The 16,937-nt window shown below is 34.7% G+C and carries 17 protein-coding genes and 1 tRNA gene; 1 reads left to right on the top strand and 17 read right to left on the bottom strand.

Features of this window, described 5'->3' with window-relative positions; all coding sequences use genetic code 11:
* Positions 1-6 precede the first annotated feature (6 nt).
* The 3 genes from HM990_RS01005 to HM990_RS00995 all read right to left on the bottom strand — a co-directional run bounded on the left by HM990_RS01005 (position 7) and on the right by HM990_RS00995 (position 2,348).
* A complete protein-coding gene (locus HM990_RS01005) occupies positions 7-801 on the bottom strand; it encodes a gluconate 5-dehydrogenase (RefSeq protein WP_178987146.1) in 795 nt (264 codons plus the stop codon).
* Between the two features lie 4 nt (positions 802-805).
* Positions 806-1,645 (bottom strand): 5-dehydro-4-deoxy-D-glucuronate isomerase, encoded by an 840-nt coding sequence (gene kduI / locus HM990_RS01000; RefSeq protein WP_178987145.1) that lies wholly within the window; start codon positions 1,643-1,645, stop codon positions 806-808.
* A gap of 621 nt (positions 1,646-2,266) precedes the next feature.
* Positions 2,267-2,348: transfer RNA gene (locus HM990_RS00995), tRNA-Leu, on the bottom strand.
* 128 nt (positions 2,349-2,476) lie between these two features.
* Here HM990_RS00995 and HM990_RS00990 point away from each other — a divergent pair.
* On the top strand, positions 2,477-3,691 hold the full coding sequence (locus HM990_RS00990; protein ID WP_178987144.1) for a site-specific integrase: 1,215 nt from the start codon (positions 2,477-2,479) through the stop codon (positions 3,689-3,691).
* Between the two features lie 120 nt (positions 3,692-3,811).
* Here the strand turns inward: HM990_RS00990 and HM990_RS00985 are convergent, their stop codons facing one another.
* The 14 genes from HM990_RS00985 to HM990_RS00920 form a co-directional block, all read right to left on the bottom strand.
* Positions 3,812-4,591: a M90 family metallopeptidase gene (locus HM990_RS00985; RefSeq protein WP_178987143.1), complete on the bottom strand. Its 780-nt coding sequence runs from the start codon at positions 4,589-4,591 to the stop codon at positions 3,812-3,814.
* A 14-nt stretch (positions 4,592-4,605) separates the two neighbouring features.
* Positions 4,606-4,818: a heavy-metal-associated domain-containing protein gene (locus HM990_RS00980; protein ID WP_009778930.1), complete on the bottom strand. Its 213-nt coding sequence runs from the start codon at positions 4,816-4,818 to the stop codon at positions 4,606-4,608.
* Between the two features lie 20 nt (positions 4,819-4,838).
* Positions 4,839-7,097: a heavy metal translocating P-type ATPase gene (locus HM990_RS00975; RefSeq protein WP_178987142.1), complete on the bottom strand. Its 2,259-nt coding sequence runs from the start codon at positions 7,095-7,097 to the stop codon at positions 4,839-4,841.
* Between the two features lie 119 nt (positions 7,098-7,216).
* The gene (locus HM990_RS00970; RefSeq protein ID WP_178987141.1) at positions 7,217-8,011 is read right to left on the bottom strand and encodes a cation transporter; all 795 of its coding nucleotides are present in this window, start codon (positions 8,009-8,011) and stop codon (positions 7,217-7,219) included.
* Positions 8,012-8,037: 26 nt separating this feature from the next.
* Positions 8,038-8,655, bottom strand: coding sequence for a class I SAM-dependent methyltransferase (locus HM990_RS00965; protein ID WP_178987140.1), 618 nt, complete (start codon positions 8,653-8,655; stop codon positions 8,038-8,040).
* Between the two features lie 63 nt (positions 8,656-8,718).
* Positions 8,719-10,065 (bottom strand): dihydrolipoyl dehydrogenase family protein, encoded by a 1,347-nt coding sequence (locus HM990_RS00960; protein ID WP_178987139.1) that lies wholly within the window; start codon positions 10,063-10,065, stop codon positions 8,719-8,721.
* A 28-nt stretch (positions 10,066-10,093) separates the two neighbouring features.
* Positions 10,094-11,809 carry a mercury(II) reductase gene (merA, locus tag HM990_RS00955; RefSeq protein WP_229719339.1) on the bottom strand — a complete coding sequence of 572 codons (1,716 nt, stop codon included), beginning with the start codon at positions 11,807-11,809 and terminating at the stop codon, positions 10,094-10,096.
* A gap of 41 nt (positions 11,810-11,850) precedes the next feature.
* Entirely contained in the window at positions 11,851-12,192 is a 342-nt protein-coding gene (locus HM990_RS00950; protein WP_178987138.1) for a heavy-metal-associated domain-containing protein, read from the bottom strand.
* 17 nt (positions 12,193-12,209) lie between these two features.
* Entirely contained in the window at positions 12,210-13,187 is a 978-nt protein-coding gene (locus tag HM990_RS00945; protein WP_178987137.1) for a YncE family protein, read from the bottom strand.
* An 11-nt stretch (positions 13,188-13,198) separates the two neighbouring features.
* Positions 13,199-13,795, bottom strand: a complete 597-nt coding sequence (merTP, locus tag HM990_RS00940; protein ID WP_178987136.1) for a mercuric transport protein MerTP — start codon at positions 13,793-13,795, stop codon at positions 13,199-13,201.
* Positions 13,796-13,806: 11 nt separating this feature from the next.
* Entirely contained in the window at positions 13,807-14,178 is a 372-nt protein-coding gene (locus HM990_RS00935; RefSeq protein WP_178987135.1) for an ArsR/SmtB family transcription factor, read from the bottom strand.
* 118 nt (positions 14,179-14,296) lie between these two features.
* Entirely contained in the window at positions 14,297-14,863 is a 567-nt protein-coding gene (locus HM990_RS00930; RefSeq protein WP_178987134.1) for a helix-turn-helix domain-containing protein, read from the bottom strand.
* A 12-nt stretch (positions 14,864-14,875) separates the two neighbouring features.
* Positions 14,876-15,052, bottom strand: a complete 177-nt coding sequence (locus tag HM990_RS00925) for a hypothetical protein (RefSeq protein ID WP_169833977.1) — start codon at positions 15,050-15,052, stop codon at positions 14,876-14,878.
* A gap of 73 nt (positions 15,053-15,125) precedes the next feature.
* Positions 15,126-16,928, bottom strand: coding sequence for an efflux RND transporter periplasmic adaptor subunit (locus HM990_RS00920; protein ID WP_178987133.1), 1,803 nt, complete (start codon positions 16,926-16,928; stop codon positions 15,126-15,128).
* Between the last annotated feature and the right edge of the window lie 9 nt (positions 16,929-16,937).

Here is a 16,937-nt window from a genome sequence, read left to right as displayed (position 1 = left end):
GCTTGGTTAGTCTTCGTTAGAAGGTTTTCCTATAGTTGCTAATATGCCACCATCGACGTATACAATTTGACCGCTGACAAAATCGCTAGCTTTTGAAGCTAAGAAAATGGCAGCGCCTTGCAAATCTTCTGGGTTTCCCCATCGTCCTGCTGGTGTTCTACTAATAATAAATTCATTAAACGGATGGCCATCAACACGTATTGGTGCCGTTTGACTTGTCGCAAAATATCCTGGGCCAATACCATTCACTTGGATATTATGTTTAGACCATTCTGTGGCCATGTTCTTGGTGAGCATTTTTAAGCCTCCTTTAGCCGCTGCGTAAGCCGCTACGGTGTTTCTTCCCAGTTCACTCATCATAGAGCAAATATTTATAATTTTACCCTCTCTTCTTTTAATCATGCCCTTGATGACGTGCTTAGACATGATAAAAGGACTGACTAAATCCACTTTTAAAACCTGCTCAAAATCGTCAACTTCCATGTCCTCCAAAGGTGTTCTTTTTATAATTCCAGCATTATTAACAAGAATATCTATAACACCAACTTCATCTTCAATTTGTTTTATATTTTGAATCACTTGATCCTCTTTGGTGACATCAAACAAATAACCATAAGCGTTTAGTCCCATTGATTTGTATTCTGCTACTGCTTTATCCAATTTATCTTTTGAAGACGCACCATTTATCACTAAAGTAACACCAGCATTTCCTAGACCCATAGCCATTGCCATACCTAATCCATGTGTTCCGCCAGTAATTAAGGCTACTTTTCCCGATAAGTCAAATAAGTTTATTGACATATTTTTATCTTAATTCATTGATATTACAAACGTCCATATCTCCATAATCCAAATTTTCGCCTGCCATTCCCCAAATAAAGGAATAGTTTGATGTTCCTGAACCTGAATGAATTGACCATGGTGGAGAAATCACGGCTTCGCCATCAGCCATCCAAATATGACGTGTTTCATGTGGTTGTCCCATAAAATGACAAACAGCTTGGTCTTCCGGTACTTCAAAATAGAAATAGACTTCCATTCGTCTGTCATGCACATGTGCTGGCATTGTGTTCCAGCTACTTCCAACTTTTATGGTAGTCATTCCCATTTGCAACTGGCAAACATCTACCACGCTATTTACAATATACTTTCTTAATGTTCTGGCATTTGCTGTTTCGGGTGAACCTAATTCAATGACCTCTACGTCATCCGTTCCAATTTTTTTATTTGGAAATGCTTTGTGAGCTGGTGTTGAATTTAGGTAAAATTTGGCTGGATTTTCCGAAGATTTACTCGAAAAAACGACTTCATTATTCCCTTGCCCAACATAAAGTGCTTCTTTATGTTCTAGATTGTAAATTGTTCCATCAACCGACACACTGCCTGCATCACCAATATTTATGATGCCGAGTTCTCTTCGTTCTAAAAAAAAGTTTGCTTTTAGAGGGTCTATTGTTTCTAAATTAACAGATTTAGATACAGGCACAACACCTGCTACCATAAATCTGTCATAATGGGTGTACACCCATTCTATAGTATCTTTTTTAAGTACGTTTTGAATTAGGAACTCATTTCGTAATTCTTGAGTATCGTAATTTTTTACAGCTTGTGGACTGGACGCGTATCTTGTATTGTATTTTGACATATGAAATAATTTTATTGTAATCGATTACACAAATATAAAACAAAATAATTTAAAACCTAATTTTTCTGATTATGAATTAGATTTTATTATCGAAATCTTCTTGGTTGAATCTTAAAAAACTCATGTCTTTAAAACTTAACTATAAATAAAATAAATGCTTTTATTATAAGCAAAATAATTGAATATTATTAGTGAGCAGTTGATAATATTTAAATTCGTGAAAATAAAAAAAAGGGACTCTCAAACTTAAAAAATACATTAGTTGGAATTGTAAATACAAAGTCACTATTTTTCAAATAGGTATTTGTTGGCATCATTAGGAAATGAAGTATATACATCTACTTAGCAAGTATATAAAACTTTAATAGAAAGATAGTTTGACATTAAAAAATATAAATATACTTTAAACACATTTGAGAAGTTAACAATTGATTCAAAAATAGCGACACACTTCACAAGAGAAGACTTTTGTGTACGAACTTTCCCGAAAAATTCTAGTTTATGTACTATATCAAACTAACTAAAGCTATTTACCTCATCATTCTTAGTATTTCAGCTGTTAAAATGAGTTTATTAGATATAAAAAAGGGACAAATCAAAATATTGATCTGTCCCTTTTAGTACTCAAGGTGGGAATCGAACCCACACGACCGAAGTCACTGGATTTTGAATCCAGCGTATTTACTACTAAATTTCCATAAGCTATATTATAATCAACTGATTAGCATACATTTAATTTTATATAATATCAATTGATATCGTTTAAAATCATAATTTGTTGTACCTATGTTGTACCAAAAATGATTATCTTTATATCCTAATATTTAAGATATGTCATCAAATGCAAAAATAGTACTTCGGAAAAAGCCTAATAAAGAAGGACATTGTCCTCTTTGTATTCGTATCACAAAAAACCGTCGCTCAAATTATCATTATATAGGTCATAATATTGACCCTAATGATTGGGATGTGAAAAATATTAGAGTTAGAAAATCACATCCTTACTCAGATAGGTTAAACGGTTTGCTTAGTACCAAACTGTCTGAGGCAAATAAAATGCTGATTGATTTGCAGTCGAGCAAAAAGGATATATCGGCCAATCAAATAAAAGAGAAACTTTATGCTTCTTCGGAATCAGTTACTTTTTTTGAAGTGGCACAAGACTTTCTTGATGATTTAGAAGCAAACGAAAAGCTATCTAGGCTTTCAACAGATAAAGCAAGAATTAATCACGTTTTAAAATTTACCACGTCAAAGCAACTAACCTTTCAAGAAATTGATGAAAGTTTTCTAAAGAAATTTAAAACCTACCTCCGTACAAAACACAACCTATCAGAAAGGTCGATAGTAAATAATCTTATTGTGATTAGAACTATCTATAATAGGGCCATAAAATTGGGTATCGTAGATAGAAAACTTTACCCATTCGGTTCGGATAAAATACGAATTAAGTTCCCTGAAACTGAAAAAATAGGTCTTACTCGAAATGAAGTCATAGAGCTAGAGTCAGTTGATAACCTTACCAAGAATGAAACTCACGCTAGAAATCTCTGGCTTTTCAGTTTTTACTTTGCTGGCATCCGTGTAGCTGATATATTAAAAATTCGTTGGAACGACATTTTTGATAATAGACTTCACTATCGAATGAACAAGAATTCAAAACTGTTATCCTTAAAAATTCCAGATAAAGTTTTTCCAATTTTGAAAGATTACATAAATGACAAGCAGAGCGAAGAGGACTTTATATTTCCTGAAATGAAAAAAGCCGATTTAAAAAATGCTAAAGATGTTTATGCTAAAACAAAAACCGCTAATAAGAAATTCAATAAATATTTGGTAACGGTAGCTGATAAAGCCAAAATATCAAAAAAAGTAACTATGCATATTGCTAGACATACATTTGGGAATATATCGGAAGATAAAATCCCAATTAATATGCTCCAAAAATTATACAGACATTCATCGATTACCACTACAATAAATTATCAATCTAACTTTATGCATAGAGATGCGGATGACGCATTAGATAGCGTGGTAAATTTTTGAAGGGATAAAAAAATCAATTAGCGGATATTTTGAATATGCTAAACCTATCTGTAACAACAAAATATCTGTTCTTTATCTTTTCCAATTAAAAATTTAGTCTTTCCTAAATAGGAATTAAATTTAAATTGGATCCGCTAATTTTTGATTGAAACATTTTACCAACATTTTATATAGGTCAGGATGTTTCTTTTTGAGTAAGTCTGGACGCTCGAAGAAATATTCTGAAGCTACTGCAAAAAATTCAGCTTGATTTGTACCTCCATATTTTCGGATATCAGAATGATTATCGTTTATGGCTTCCATTTCCTTATGAATTAAATTCAACCAAGGTAATGCATATTGATGTTCTAATAATCGCTCTGGAACTCCATCTGTACTATCATCCAGCTTATCAATAAGATGCACAAATTCGTGTATGCCAGTATTACTTTTATCGGTTGTGTTTTTAAAGCCGTGGTACAATGCTTTTTTAGATAAAATCATTTGCTTCTCAAAACGTCCATTCCCAACTATTCCACCAATATTTCTTGAGTTATCCTTACTACTAAATTGCATATCCTCATTAAAATAATCTGGATATAAAAGGATACCGCTTAAGTTGGTGTAATGCCATTCTTTAAAACCAAAAACAGGGATTACTGCGCTTGCCGCAATTAAAATCTTATCCAATTCTTCCAATTCAAACTGCACAGCATCGATATAGACCTCACTTAAAAATTGCATCATTTTTTGCTGAAAAATAAGCTGCCTATCTTTTGAAAGGTTTCTATAAAACAGCACATTATCCATCAGTAATTTGTGCCAATCCTCTGGAAATGAATTTACACTATGGCGTTTCGCTTTTCTATAAAAATGAACAGCAAAGAGAACAATCACAACTGAAATTAAAATGTAAGCCATATTAAAAAAACGTATTAGTCTACAGGTTCCGCCTTAAATCCTACTTTTTGCAAAGTTGATTTTACGTCTTCTTCGGTTGCACCATCGCTTTCAATGGTTAGGATTTTATCAGGATTAGAGGTATCTACTTCCCAACTTTCTACACCTTCTTGTTTGTTTAAAAAAGGGGTTACTTTCGATACACACCCACCACAATTGATATTTGTTTTAAATTTTAAAGTTTTCATAGTATTGAATTTATTTATTATTAAAGTTTTACTCGTTTAAGTCTTAAGCTATTTGCAACAACGGATACACTACTGAATGCCATTGCTGCACCTGCAATCATCGGGTCTAATAAAAATCCATTTACGGGATAAAGAACCCCTGCTGCGATTGGAATACCAATGATGTTGTAAATGAATGCCCAAAATAAGTTCTGACGTATGCCCAAAACAGTTCTTTTTGACAGTTCCAATGCTTTTGGAATGGATTGTAAATCTGATGTTATCAAGGTCATTTTTGCTACGTCCATCGCTATATCTGAACCTTTTCCCATTGCAATACTCACATTGGCTTGCGCCAAAGCCTGGGAATCATTAATACCATCGCCAACCATTGCGACTATCTTTCCGTCCGCCTGCAATTTTTCAACAAAAGCTGCCTTGTCCGAAGGCATTACTTCGCCTTGGTAATTTGTTATTCCTACTTGTTTTGCGACAGCAGATGCGGTTTTATTATTATCTCCTGTAAGCATATAGACCTCGACACCTCTTTCTTGAAGCGTAGCTATGGCTTTTTTTGAAGTTTCTTTAATCTTGTCTGCAATGGCCAGTATCGCAAGCACTTGATGTTCGTTAGCAAAGAATATGACCGTTTTTGCCTTTTCTTCGAGACTTTCCGCTGTTTGCATTAAAGAAGCGTCTATTTGAATATCTTTTTCGACCATTAGTTTATGGTTGCCCACATAATATTTTGAACCATTCTCCGATTGCGCCTTTACACCTTTTCCGGTAATGCTTTCGAAGGAAGTAATTTCTGCTTGTTCAATATTTTCTTCTTTCAAATGATTGACGACCGCTTCTGCCAAGGGATGTTCCGATTGTGCTTCGATAGCCAAGAGAATTTCCTTGTAATCGTTCTGATTTTCAATCTTGTCCTTCCAGAGTATATCGGTTACCAAAGGTTTTCCTTCCGTAATCGTACCCGTTTTATCAAGGATTACTGCATTCACTTTATGGCCAAGCTCCAGACTTTCGGCATCCTTTATCAAAATATTATTTTCAGCTCCCTTACCGATACCCACCATTATGGCAGTTGGCGTTGCCAAGCCCAAGGCACAGGGGCAAGCGATAACCAATACGGCTACAGAGGTCAATAATGCTTGTGAAAAGGCATTATCGCCTCCTACGGACATCCAGACGATAAAGGTTACAATGGAAATACCCAATACCACAGGAACGAAAATACCGGCAATCTTATCGACCAGTTTTTGAACGGGTGCCTTACTCCCTTGCGCTTGCTGAACCATTTTAATGATTTGGGAAAGCAAGGTTTCTCCACCAACTTTTTCAGCGGTAAATTGAAAGCTTCCTTTTTGATTAACCGTACCAGCGAAGACCTTTTCCCCTTGGGATTTCTGAACGGGAACAGGTTCTCCCGTTATCATACTTTCATCAACATACGAGCTTCCTTTGGAAACTTCTCCATCTACAGGAATCTTTTCTCCGGGACGTACCAAAATGGTCTGACCAACTTGTACAGAAGAAATTGGAATTTCTTTTTCTTCCCCATTCTCAATAATTTTTAGCGTTTTGGGTTGTAATCCCATAAGTTTTTTAATGGCCGAAGAAGTATTTGATTTTGCCTTTTCCTCCAATAATTTTCCCAAGGAAATAAAAGTTATAATTACCGTAGCGGCTTCATAATAAACGTGAGGCTCAATACCACGACTCAACCAAAATTCTGGAAAAAAGGTATTGAATACACTAAAGATAAAAGCGATTCCTGTGCTCAAAGCTACCAAGGTATCCATATTTGCTTTACCATGTTTGGCTTGCTTGAAAGCATTGAGGAAAAAGCTACGACCGAACCAAAAAAGAATTGGAAAAGTTAACACCAAAGAAATCCACTTACCTGGTTCCCATTGCATAAAAAACATTCCTAATACAAAAATGGGAAGGGTAAGTATGGCCGACCAGATAGTACGTTTTTTTATGTCCTGATAATGCTTTTGCTGAAGTTCTTGTTGTACTTCCGAAGGGTCTTCGGAATCAATAATAATGTCATAGCCGACCTCACGAAGTGCGTTTTGAAGTTGATTTGGACTCAACTCCTTGTCATATTCCACAAGAACGGAACTATTGGCAAAATTAACACTTGCATCAAACACACCTTCTGTGTGTTTTAATACAGATTCAACGCTTGATGCACACGATGCGCAGGTCATTCCTGTAACAGGGAATGATTCTTTTATACCCTGTTTGTGGTTCTTTTCTTTAGTTTCAAATACGTTAATTGTCTCCATAATCCTATTCTTACTTGTAGAGTACAAATTTCAGAATTAAAGGACTTTAATCTGTTATGTTTTAGGCTGAATGATTTGTAGAATTAACCGATTAAAAGAATATCGGCATTTATATATTATTACTTACTTAACTTTAATATCCTAAAAGCACCTTGAATAACTAAAATAAAGACTATTGTTCCCACAATCAAATCTGGCTTATTAGAATTCAACCAGTAAACTAAAAGTCCTGCAATAATTACACCTGTATTTATAATTACATCATTTGAGGTAAAAATCATACTTGCTTTCATATGTGCCTCGTCTTTACTTTTTGACTTTTGTAAAATGTAAAGACAAATTCCGTTTGCGATAAGTGCAAAAATAGAAACGATAATCATTGTTGTAAAATCGGGAAGTTTCTCGTCTCCAAAAAACCTCCTTAAAACTTCCACAAATCCGATAACGGCAAGTGTGATTTGAAAATATCCAGCCAGTTTGGCAATCCGTTTTTTCTTTATTAATGTTCCGCCAACCGCAAACAAACTAATTCCGTAAACGAAACTGTCGGCAAGCATATCTAAACTGTCTGCAACAAGCCCCATAGATTTTGAGATAATTCCTGTCGTCATTTCGATAATGAAAAAAGCAAAATTGATTATAAGTACAGACCAAAGTAGCTTTTTTTGGCTGGTGTTTTCTTTAAAGTCCGTTTGGTCGGTTTGTTCCGTTAAAATTTTCTTTCCACCTAATTTCAGTTCGATGATAAATTTTTCGATTTGGTCAATTTTACCGCTGTGAAAAACGGTTAATTTTCGGTTAGGAATATCAAAGTCCAAATTCGCAATGTTCGGGATGCCGTCTAATTTCATTCGAATTAGATTTTCCTCCGATGGACAATCCATTTTGGTAATTTCAAATACTGTTTTATTCACTCGGTTCTTTGTTAGCCACTGATTTTTTAGTTCAATTGTCTTTTAAAACTACAAAACAAGAAATCCTGCGTTGTGTCAAATGGTGTTAAGTGGTCTTCCGTTACACACTTAATTTTGTCAAATCCATTTTTCAACTTTAATGTTAATTCGTCTTCATTGTATTGTTTTATTTCGAGACCGCTACATTTTTCAGGTCCATTTTTGGAAAAGGTTCCAATTGTCAGGAATCCGTTTACAGATTTTCTTGCAGTTTTTATATATTTTGTTATTTGTTCAGGCGTTGTAAGAAAATGAAAGGTTGCTCTGTCGTGCCAAACATCAAAAGTCATATTGGGTTCGAATTCTGTAATGTCGCTTACAATCCAATTTACTTTATTTGCTTTTTCTCCAAGTCGGCCTTTTGCTTTTTCGAGTGATTTAGCCGAAATGTCAAGTACAGTCACATTTTCAAATCCTTCATCAAGTAAGTAATCGACAAGTTTGCTATCTCCACCACCAATATCTATTATTTTTGCAGATTTATTTAATCCGAATGAATGTATAAATTCAAGCGAAGTTTTAGGCGATTCCTGTGTCCAGCTTACTTGGTCTGGGCTTTTAGTTTCATAAACTGTCTCCCAATGTTTCTTTCTATCTAATTTCATCGCTATATCTTTTGTTTTAAACTTATGACTCACGGTCTTATATGGTTTGCATTCATTTTTTAACTAAAGCATATGTGGTATGTCTGAAGCCAAAGTTGGATATGAAAAAATCATTGTTCTAATATCATTAACCTTCATTTTTGTTTTTATGGCCATTGCGAAGAGATTTATGGTTTCTTCTGTATGCGGACCGATTAAATGCGCTCCCAAAATTGTTTGGGTTTCTACGTCAATTATAGTTTTGAACGCATATTCTTCTACATTCAAACGTTTGGCATTGAACCAATTGCCAACCTCTTTATAATTTACCTGAATATTGTAGTTCAGCGCTTTCGCTTTCGATTCAGAATAGCCAACAGACGCCATTGTAGGCAATATAAAAACTACCGTTGGCATTGGTGGGTAACTTATTTCTTTAGAATTGCCCTTGATTATATTTGAAGCAACCGTATGACCCTCCAAAACCGCAACTGGCGTTAAAGGCAAACCTTCTGAATCTGCGGCATCGCCCGCTACATAAATATGAGGGTTTGAAGTACTTTGAAGGTATTTGTCTACCGTAACACCTTTTTTAGTAAAGGCTATGTTGGCTTTGTCTAAATTTAAATCAAATATTGCTGGTGGACGGCCGGCAGAATTAAAGACAGCTTCGGCTTCAAAATATGCTGTTTTATCTGCGGATTTACCTTTTACTCGATACTGGTTATCCACTTTCTCAATAGCCGTAACATCTGTATTAAGAATGAGTTTTATACCTAATTCTTTTGTGGTAGAAACAAGATGTTTTACAATATCCTGTTCAAAATTTTCCAAGGGGTTTTCTCCACGATGAACAATAGTTACTTCTGCTCCACATCGAGCCGCTATATGTGCAAACTCAAAAGCGATATATCCACCACCGATGAATACTAAAGATTTTGGCAATTTTGCTAAATTCAAGAAATCGGTACTGGATTTTGCATAATGACCACCTTCAAATTCTAAAACCCTTGGCTTGGAACCCGATGCGATTACAATTTTGTTAGCCTTTATTTTGTCTGTTCCAACTTCCAATGTGTTTTCTGACAGGAATTTTGCTGAACTATGAAAGGTGTATATTCCGTTCTTTTTATATCCTTTTTCAATTTTTGGTGGCATTTCATCCACAAAGGATTGTTTAAAGGCCATAATGTCCTTCCAATTGACTTTAGGTATGGTATCAATGCCGTAACCTTTAAGCCTTTTAGCAAAGTCTCGAACTTCCGTAGCGCCTATAATCACTTTTTTTGGGTCACAACCTCTCAATGCACAAGTGCCACCATAAGGTAATTCATCCGTTATTCCGACTGTCAAGCCTTTTGAGGCGCATTTATTGGCGATGGTCATTCCTGCCATACCAGAACCAATTATAAATACATCGTAATTTTTCATATAAAAATTATTTTCTTGTTTAGCTAAACTAGCTTGCACAGCAACTCAATTTAGAAACGTCTTTGCCAAAAGTAATCGCTGCTAATTTGATTCCTTCTCCTAATGTTAAATAAGGGTAAAAACTTTCAGCTAAATCTTTTACTGTAATGCCAAACTTAATCGCCATACTTAATTGTTGAATAAGTTCGCCACCTTCTGGCGCAATCACTCTAGCACCTATTAGCTTATCGGTTTCAGGATTACGAATCAATTTAATGAAGCCTCTTGTATCTTGTGCTGCCAATGCTCTAGGAACGTGCTTTAAGTCTAATTTACTCACTTCAAAAGGAATGCCTTTTGCTTCCGCTTCTATTTCATCCATTCCAGCACCTGCAATTTGAGGGTCGGTAAATACTACCCACGGTAAAGAGGAATAATCTATACTACTTTTTGACAATGAAAATGCATTGTTTACTGCTGTATTACCTTCGGTGGCAGCTGTATAAACAAATGGCGGTGTGTTTGTTACATCTCCTGCGGCATATATATTAGAAACATTGGTTTCCATTTTTTCATTAACAAGAATGTGTCCGCTTTTTGTTAAATTAATATCACTATTTTCAAAACCTAATTTAGTGGTATTGGGCTTTGTTCCGGTGGCTACAACAATATGTCCTTTCTCAATGATTTGAGTTGTTGAACCATCAGGGCAGTTGCAATGAATGATAGTATCATTACCTCTTTTTTCGAATTTAAAGGCTCTGAAATTTGGTAAAATCTCAATACCTTCACTTTTCATTTGCTCTACTAAAACATCAGTAATATCAATAGTTTGACTACGTAATGGTCTATCTGTAAATTCTATAATACGCACTTTTACACCCAATCGGCTATAAGCTTGTGCTATTTCTAATCCAATATATCCAGCTCCCATAATGGTTAAGCTTTCAGGTTTTTCTTCTAAATCAAATAAAGAAGCATTGGTTAAATAGCCTACTTCATTTAAGCCTTCAATGTTTGGAATGTTTGTTGTAGCTCCGGTAGCTATGACAATGTTCGTTGCGCTGTATTTATCTTTATTATTCACAATAATTGTGTTCTTATCTACAAATTCAGCCCACCCCTTTAGCATTGTTAGATTTTCAAAATCACTTACAACATCCATATATTTTTGTTGCTGTAACGCGGAAACCAACTCTTTTTTATCTTTAATAATTTGTTTAAAATCAATATCTACACCTCTTGGTTTAATACCCTTAAAATTAGAATGTGTAGCGTGATATGCAGTTTCGGCAGCTCTAATTAAGTTTTTTGAAGGAACACATCCTACATTTACACAAGTACCCCCAAAATCTAATCCACCATTTACCATTAGTGTCGTAAGCCCTAAACTTTCAGCTTTTATCGCTGCTGAAAATGCAGCAGAACCACCACCAATAACAATTAAATCAAATTGGTTTTTGTTTTTTTCGGATTCTTTAGAGGTTGTAATATGAGAAGTTGAAGAGAAAGAATCCTCTTTTTCAATGCCATTTACAACAGAATAATTACCAATGCTATTTACTGCATCGATTAATTCTTCTTTATCCGTTTTATTGGTATCAAAAGTAAATTCGCCTTTTCCTGTTTCGTGACTTACATTGCTACTAATAATACCATTGGTCTTATTCATATCTTTTTCGATATGCGAAGAACAACCGCTACAAGTCATCCCACTTATTTCTAATGATATGGTTTTTAAATCTTTGTTTTCGTTATCTCTCATTATTGTAATTAGTTGTTTGGTTAAATGATAAAGGTTAAAATCTATGCTTTATCCTTTAGTAATTCTACTTTATACCCTTTCTTCTCAATTACAGCTTTTAAGGCTTCGATACTCGTCTTTGTTCTATCAAATTGTATAACCGCAATGTCGCCTGGGTATTCAACAGAATGCTCAGTAACACCATCAACCGCTTTAACTGCTTTATAGATACCGTTAGAACAACCAGCACAGGTTATTCCTGTTATTTTGAACTGAATAGTTGTCAAATTTTGTTCATCTACAGACGTTTCGACTTTTTGTGTTTCCAAGTTTTTGTTTTGTGCGGTGGCTTCAACAGAAAACAGAACTAAAGCTAGAATGGGAATTAAAATAATATTTTTCATAACTATTTATTTTAAGGTTATTTACTGATTATTGATATTGAATTGTCTCCATAATTAGAAACATATAATTTGTTGCCAACGGGCATTACGCCAATGGGTTTATTACCTGTTTTATAAGTAACAGATTGCTTTTCGAGTGTAACCGCATCATACACGAAAACTTCTGACAAAGCAAAACTTACAACGTATAATATATTTTCATCTTTGGATAAGACTGCTTCTTCTGGTGTTTTTACACCTTCTATTTCCTTTACAATTTCTCCTTTTTCGGTATCTATAATATGAATTTTGTTTCCAAAGAAATTACTTATATATAATAGTGAATGGTCTTTGTTTCCGTGTATAAGTTCTGGTTTTCCACCTGTTTTAATGATGGATTTTTTTCCTGTTTCTATATTAATCACAGAAATGCTTCCATCTTCCGTATTGGTAACAAACAGCTTTGAATCATTCTCCGAGATGCCTATTCCATCTGGTCCTTTTCCTGTAGGGAATGTTTTTAATATATTGAGAGTAGTAGCATCCAGTTGCAACACTTTATTGTCATCTATTGCTATTACATAAATTAAATCTCCTTTTCTATTTGCAGTAATTCCACCTATATGAGTTTCAAATAGTTTTTCTTTTAGAATGGTATGATTGTCAAAATCAATGATAACCACTTGCTTATCGTAACCACTAACAGCAACCAAATTACTTTCTGCTAACTGAACAAAACCCCACGGATACCTTATGCCTTCTATGTTTTTTAATACTTTATCTGTTTGGGTATCAATAACTGAAATTAATGTATCCTCCACATTTGCAACATATAAAAATGATTTATTGGGTGTTAGAAATAAGGCGTCTGGTCCTTTGCCAACTTTAATAACTGGATAATCGATATCCTGTGTAGTTAGCTTATTTTCAACTGCGGTTGAATCCGTTTCTTTTTTATTTTCTTTACAAGAAGTAATTACAAAAGCAAAAAGAAAGATGGTTAAATAATTTTTCACAATTAAGAATTTTATTTATTAATTACTTTATAACCTGTAGAATTAATTGCTTTTTCTATATCCTCTTTAGCAGTTTTCGAATTATCGAATTCTACTTTTGCGTTAGCTTTTTCATAGGAAGCATTTACATTTACAATACCTTCTAAATTATTAACTGCGTGCGTTACGTGTTGTTCACAAGAAGCGCAAGTCATACCTTCAACCTCAAAATTTAAAGTTTGAATGTTAGATTGATTCACTATAACCACTTCTTTCTTATTATCAGGATAAAAAATGTGCGAGTAATATGGAAAGCTAATTGAGATAGCCGCAAATAGCGTAATTCCTATTAAAAATCCTTTGGTTTGAAACCACTTTGGTTTTGCATCTACTTCACAATAATCCTCTGCTTTTTTCGGTTTTAAATAATCATACCACGCATATCCAATTGCTACTATAGCGACACCAATTAAATAGGGTCTAAAAGGTTCCATCCAAGATAAAGCGGAAGCACTTCCTCCAACGCCTGCAATTAATGCAATAACTGGTGGTATGCAACAAGATGATGCGGCTACAGCAGCAAACAAACCTGTATATGCTGCATTTTTTGATGTTTTTTCTGTTTTCATTATTATAAAATTTAGGCTATTTTTCTTTCTAATTTGATTGACTTAAAAATACTATTCAGAATATCCGTCTCATCCTCATTCAATGAATAGTATAAGGTTTGCCCTTCTCTCCTTGAGCTTATAATACCTGCATCTTTCATTTTTCGTATATGCTGTGAAACTGCTGGCACACTCATACCTAAAATATCAGATAAATCACAAGGACATAGTTCATTTTCCATATTTAATAAGAATAGGATTTTTAAGCGCACCTCATTACCTGAAATGGATAGTAGTTTCGATATTTTATCGAAACCATTAGCCATACCGTCAATGGTAGTTCTACAGTTTAGTAACTGCTTATGGTCAGCCTCAGCTCTTGTACAGGATATTTCTAGTTTCATATTAATGCTTTAGACGAGCAAAGATACAGTTAATTACTTATTTAAGCAAATACTTAAATAATAATATTATAAGTAGCTGTGAACTTTTAAACAACTCTTCGTTTTTAAAGTACTTTAATTAAATCTCATCCAAAGATTTGCGATTCTGATTTGTGCTTTTTTTAAACTGTGTAGGTGTCATTCCTGTAACCTTTTTAAACTGATTGCTTAAATACGCGACACTACTATAATGAAGTTTAAAAGCTATCTCACTCAAGGTTAATTCGTCATAAACTATAAGTTCTTTAACACGTTCAATCTTCTGGTTTATGATGTACTGCTCGAACGTAATACTTTCTACCGACGAAAAAAGTGAACTTAAATATTTGTAGTCCAAGTGAAGTTCGCCTGTAACAATATCTGCCCATTTGAAATCGAGCTCCTCGGAAGAATGATGGATTTTATCTACAACCAATGTTTTCATTTGTTCAATAAGTTGACTTTTACGGTCATCAATCAAACTAAAACCTGAATTTTGAAGCGCTTTGGAAAGACCATTTTTGGTCTGGACACTTAATGAAGAAACTAATTTAACCTCCCCCAATTTTATAGAAACATACAGTATTTCAAGTTGTTCCAAAATATTAGATACCGCCGAGATACATCTTGGGCAGACCATATTTTTAATATGGATAATCTCATTCATATAGTACTTGTTTCAAAATAATTTTAATCCAGATTTGTATAGAGAATAATAAACAGCAGCTATTGCAGCAACTACAAAAATCAATACTATCACAACTAAAGCGATAATTTTATCTTTTCTTGAAATATCACTTTTAGGCTGATGTTTCTTTCTGTCATTTTTTCTTCTATTTCTTCTACTTTCACTCATTATCGTTCGCCGTGATAAAACCAAAATTAATTTATGGTCTTATTCAGATTACTTGATTAATCCATAATTCGTTTTACTGTAAGGTTGCTTTTACCTCTCCACAGGTTTCCATAGCCTCTCCATAATATGGGTTTCGCACCTCTTTTTCCAAACTAATCCAATAAGCTCCCTTATTGTTATCGGCCATTGGACAAAACTGGATATATACATTTTCGTTAACCCCAAAAAGTTGCACGCTACTTATCATATGCGCAGAAAGATGTTTAAAATGTGCTCTTTGTGTTGCTATATCTGACTCGTTCTCAATAGAATTAGCCGAGGTCTTTAGTTCTTTCTGAATCGTCATCCAATGGTTATGTGCTTTTTCATCAGATAATAATTTCATATCCACTTTTTTCAAGGATTGGTTTATTTGTTTTCCTGCCTGTTGAGCGCCCTTGGCATCATCATTTACCAAAGCATCTTTTAAAAGGATATAATCATCAAAAACCTGTTTTAACTGATTCTGAAATTTGTTTGAAACTTCAATCCTTTCTTTCATTTGAGAATGGTTGGCTTCATTTGTATTTTCTCCAGAATTATCTTCTTGCATTCCCAAATGCCCTTCGTGGCCTGTCATTGTTTTACCACCAGATGCATTCATCATACTTTTTTTTCCCTGTAATTGTGCAGCGGCATCTACGGTAAACGTTCCGTTAGTTACGACTTCATCTCCATTCTTTAAACCTTCAAGAATGGTATAACTATCGCCATTGGCATTGCCCAATAAAACTTCCCTCATTTCAAAAATAGCTTCATTAGGGTTTGTTTTGACATAGACTACAGAGCGTTCTCCCGTCCACATAACAGCGGTTGACGGTACGGAAACGGTATTCTCGGTGCTTGTTTGCGTACCCTCAATTACCCCTTCCACAAACATTCCCGGTTTAAAGAGGTCTTTCTTATTTTGCAAGACCGCTCTTACAACCACCGTTCTAGTCGCAGAATTTAATAAGGGGTCGATGAATGAGACTTTTGCATCAAAAACCTCATTGCGATAAGCATTTGTGGTCAATTTAATAGTCTGTCCTTCTTTTAAGGATGAAATTTGATTTTCATAAGCATCAAATTCTGCCCATACTGTATTGAGATTCGCAATTTTATATAAGGGTTGTCCTTGCTTTAAATAATCCCCTTCTTCTACCATTTTCATTGTTACCGTTCCTGAAACGGTTGCAAAAACCGGAAAGTTTTCTTGCACTTTCCCAGCAGTTTCTATGGCGTTGATTTGCTTTTCTGAAAGTTTCCAAAGTTTAAGTTTGTTCCTAACAGCCTTATACAATTCTGGTTGCGATTCTTTTAATGATGAAGCGGTAAGCAGTTCTTGCTGTGCAGCAACCAATTCTGGCGAATAAATAGTTGCCAAGCGTTGTCCTGCTCCAACACGTTCTCCTGTAGAATTAACGTACAGTTTTTCTATTCTTCCTCCAAAATAGGTAACCTGTACGGCATTTGACTCTTCATTAGCTTTAATCTTACCAGATAATTTAAGGGAATTATTTCCCATTTGTCCTTTTCCTACAAGTGATGTTTGGATATTGGCCAGTGCCATTGCGTTATCGGTCATTTTTATTTCATTGGCATTGAGGCCATCTGCACCAGATTCGGCTGGAATTAAATCCATTCCACAAATGGGACAATCCCCAGGTTCTGGTTGCATAATCTGTGGATGCATAGAACACGTCCACATTTGATTAGAAGCAATTTCTTCTGAATGGTCGTGGGTGTCTTTCACATTATTTGTTGCCTTGTCCGCAGAACCTCCACCGAATAGTAGAAAGCCGCCTAACAGGCCAACAATCAAGGCAACACCTATATAAATGATGTTTTTATTCATTTTAATTTT

The organism is Winogradskyella schleiferi (genome assembly GCF_013394655.1).
Taxonomy (GTDB): Bacteria; Bacteroidota; Bacteroidia; order Flavobacteriales; family Flavobacteriaceae; genus Winogradskyella; species Winogradskyella schleiferi.
The sequence above is the reverse complement of the archived record's forward strand: the minus strand, read 5'-3'. Positions and strand labels throughout refer to the sequence as shown.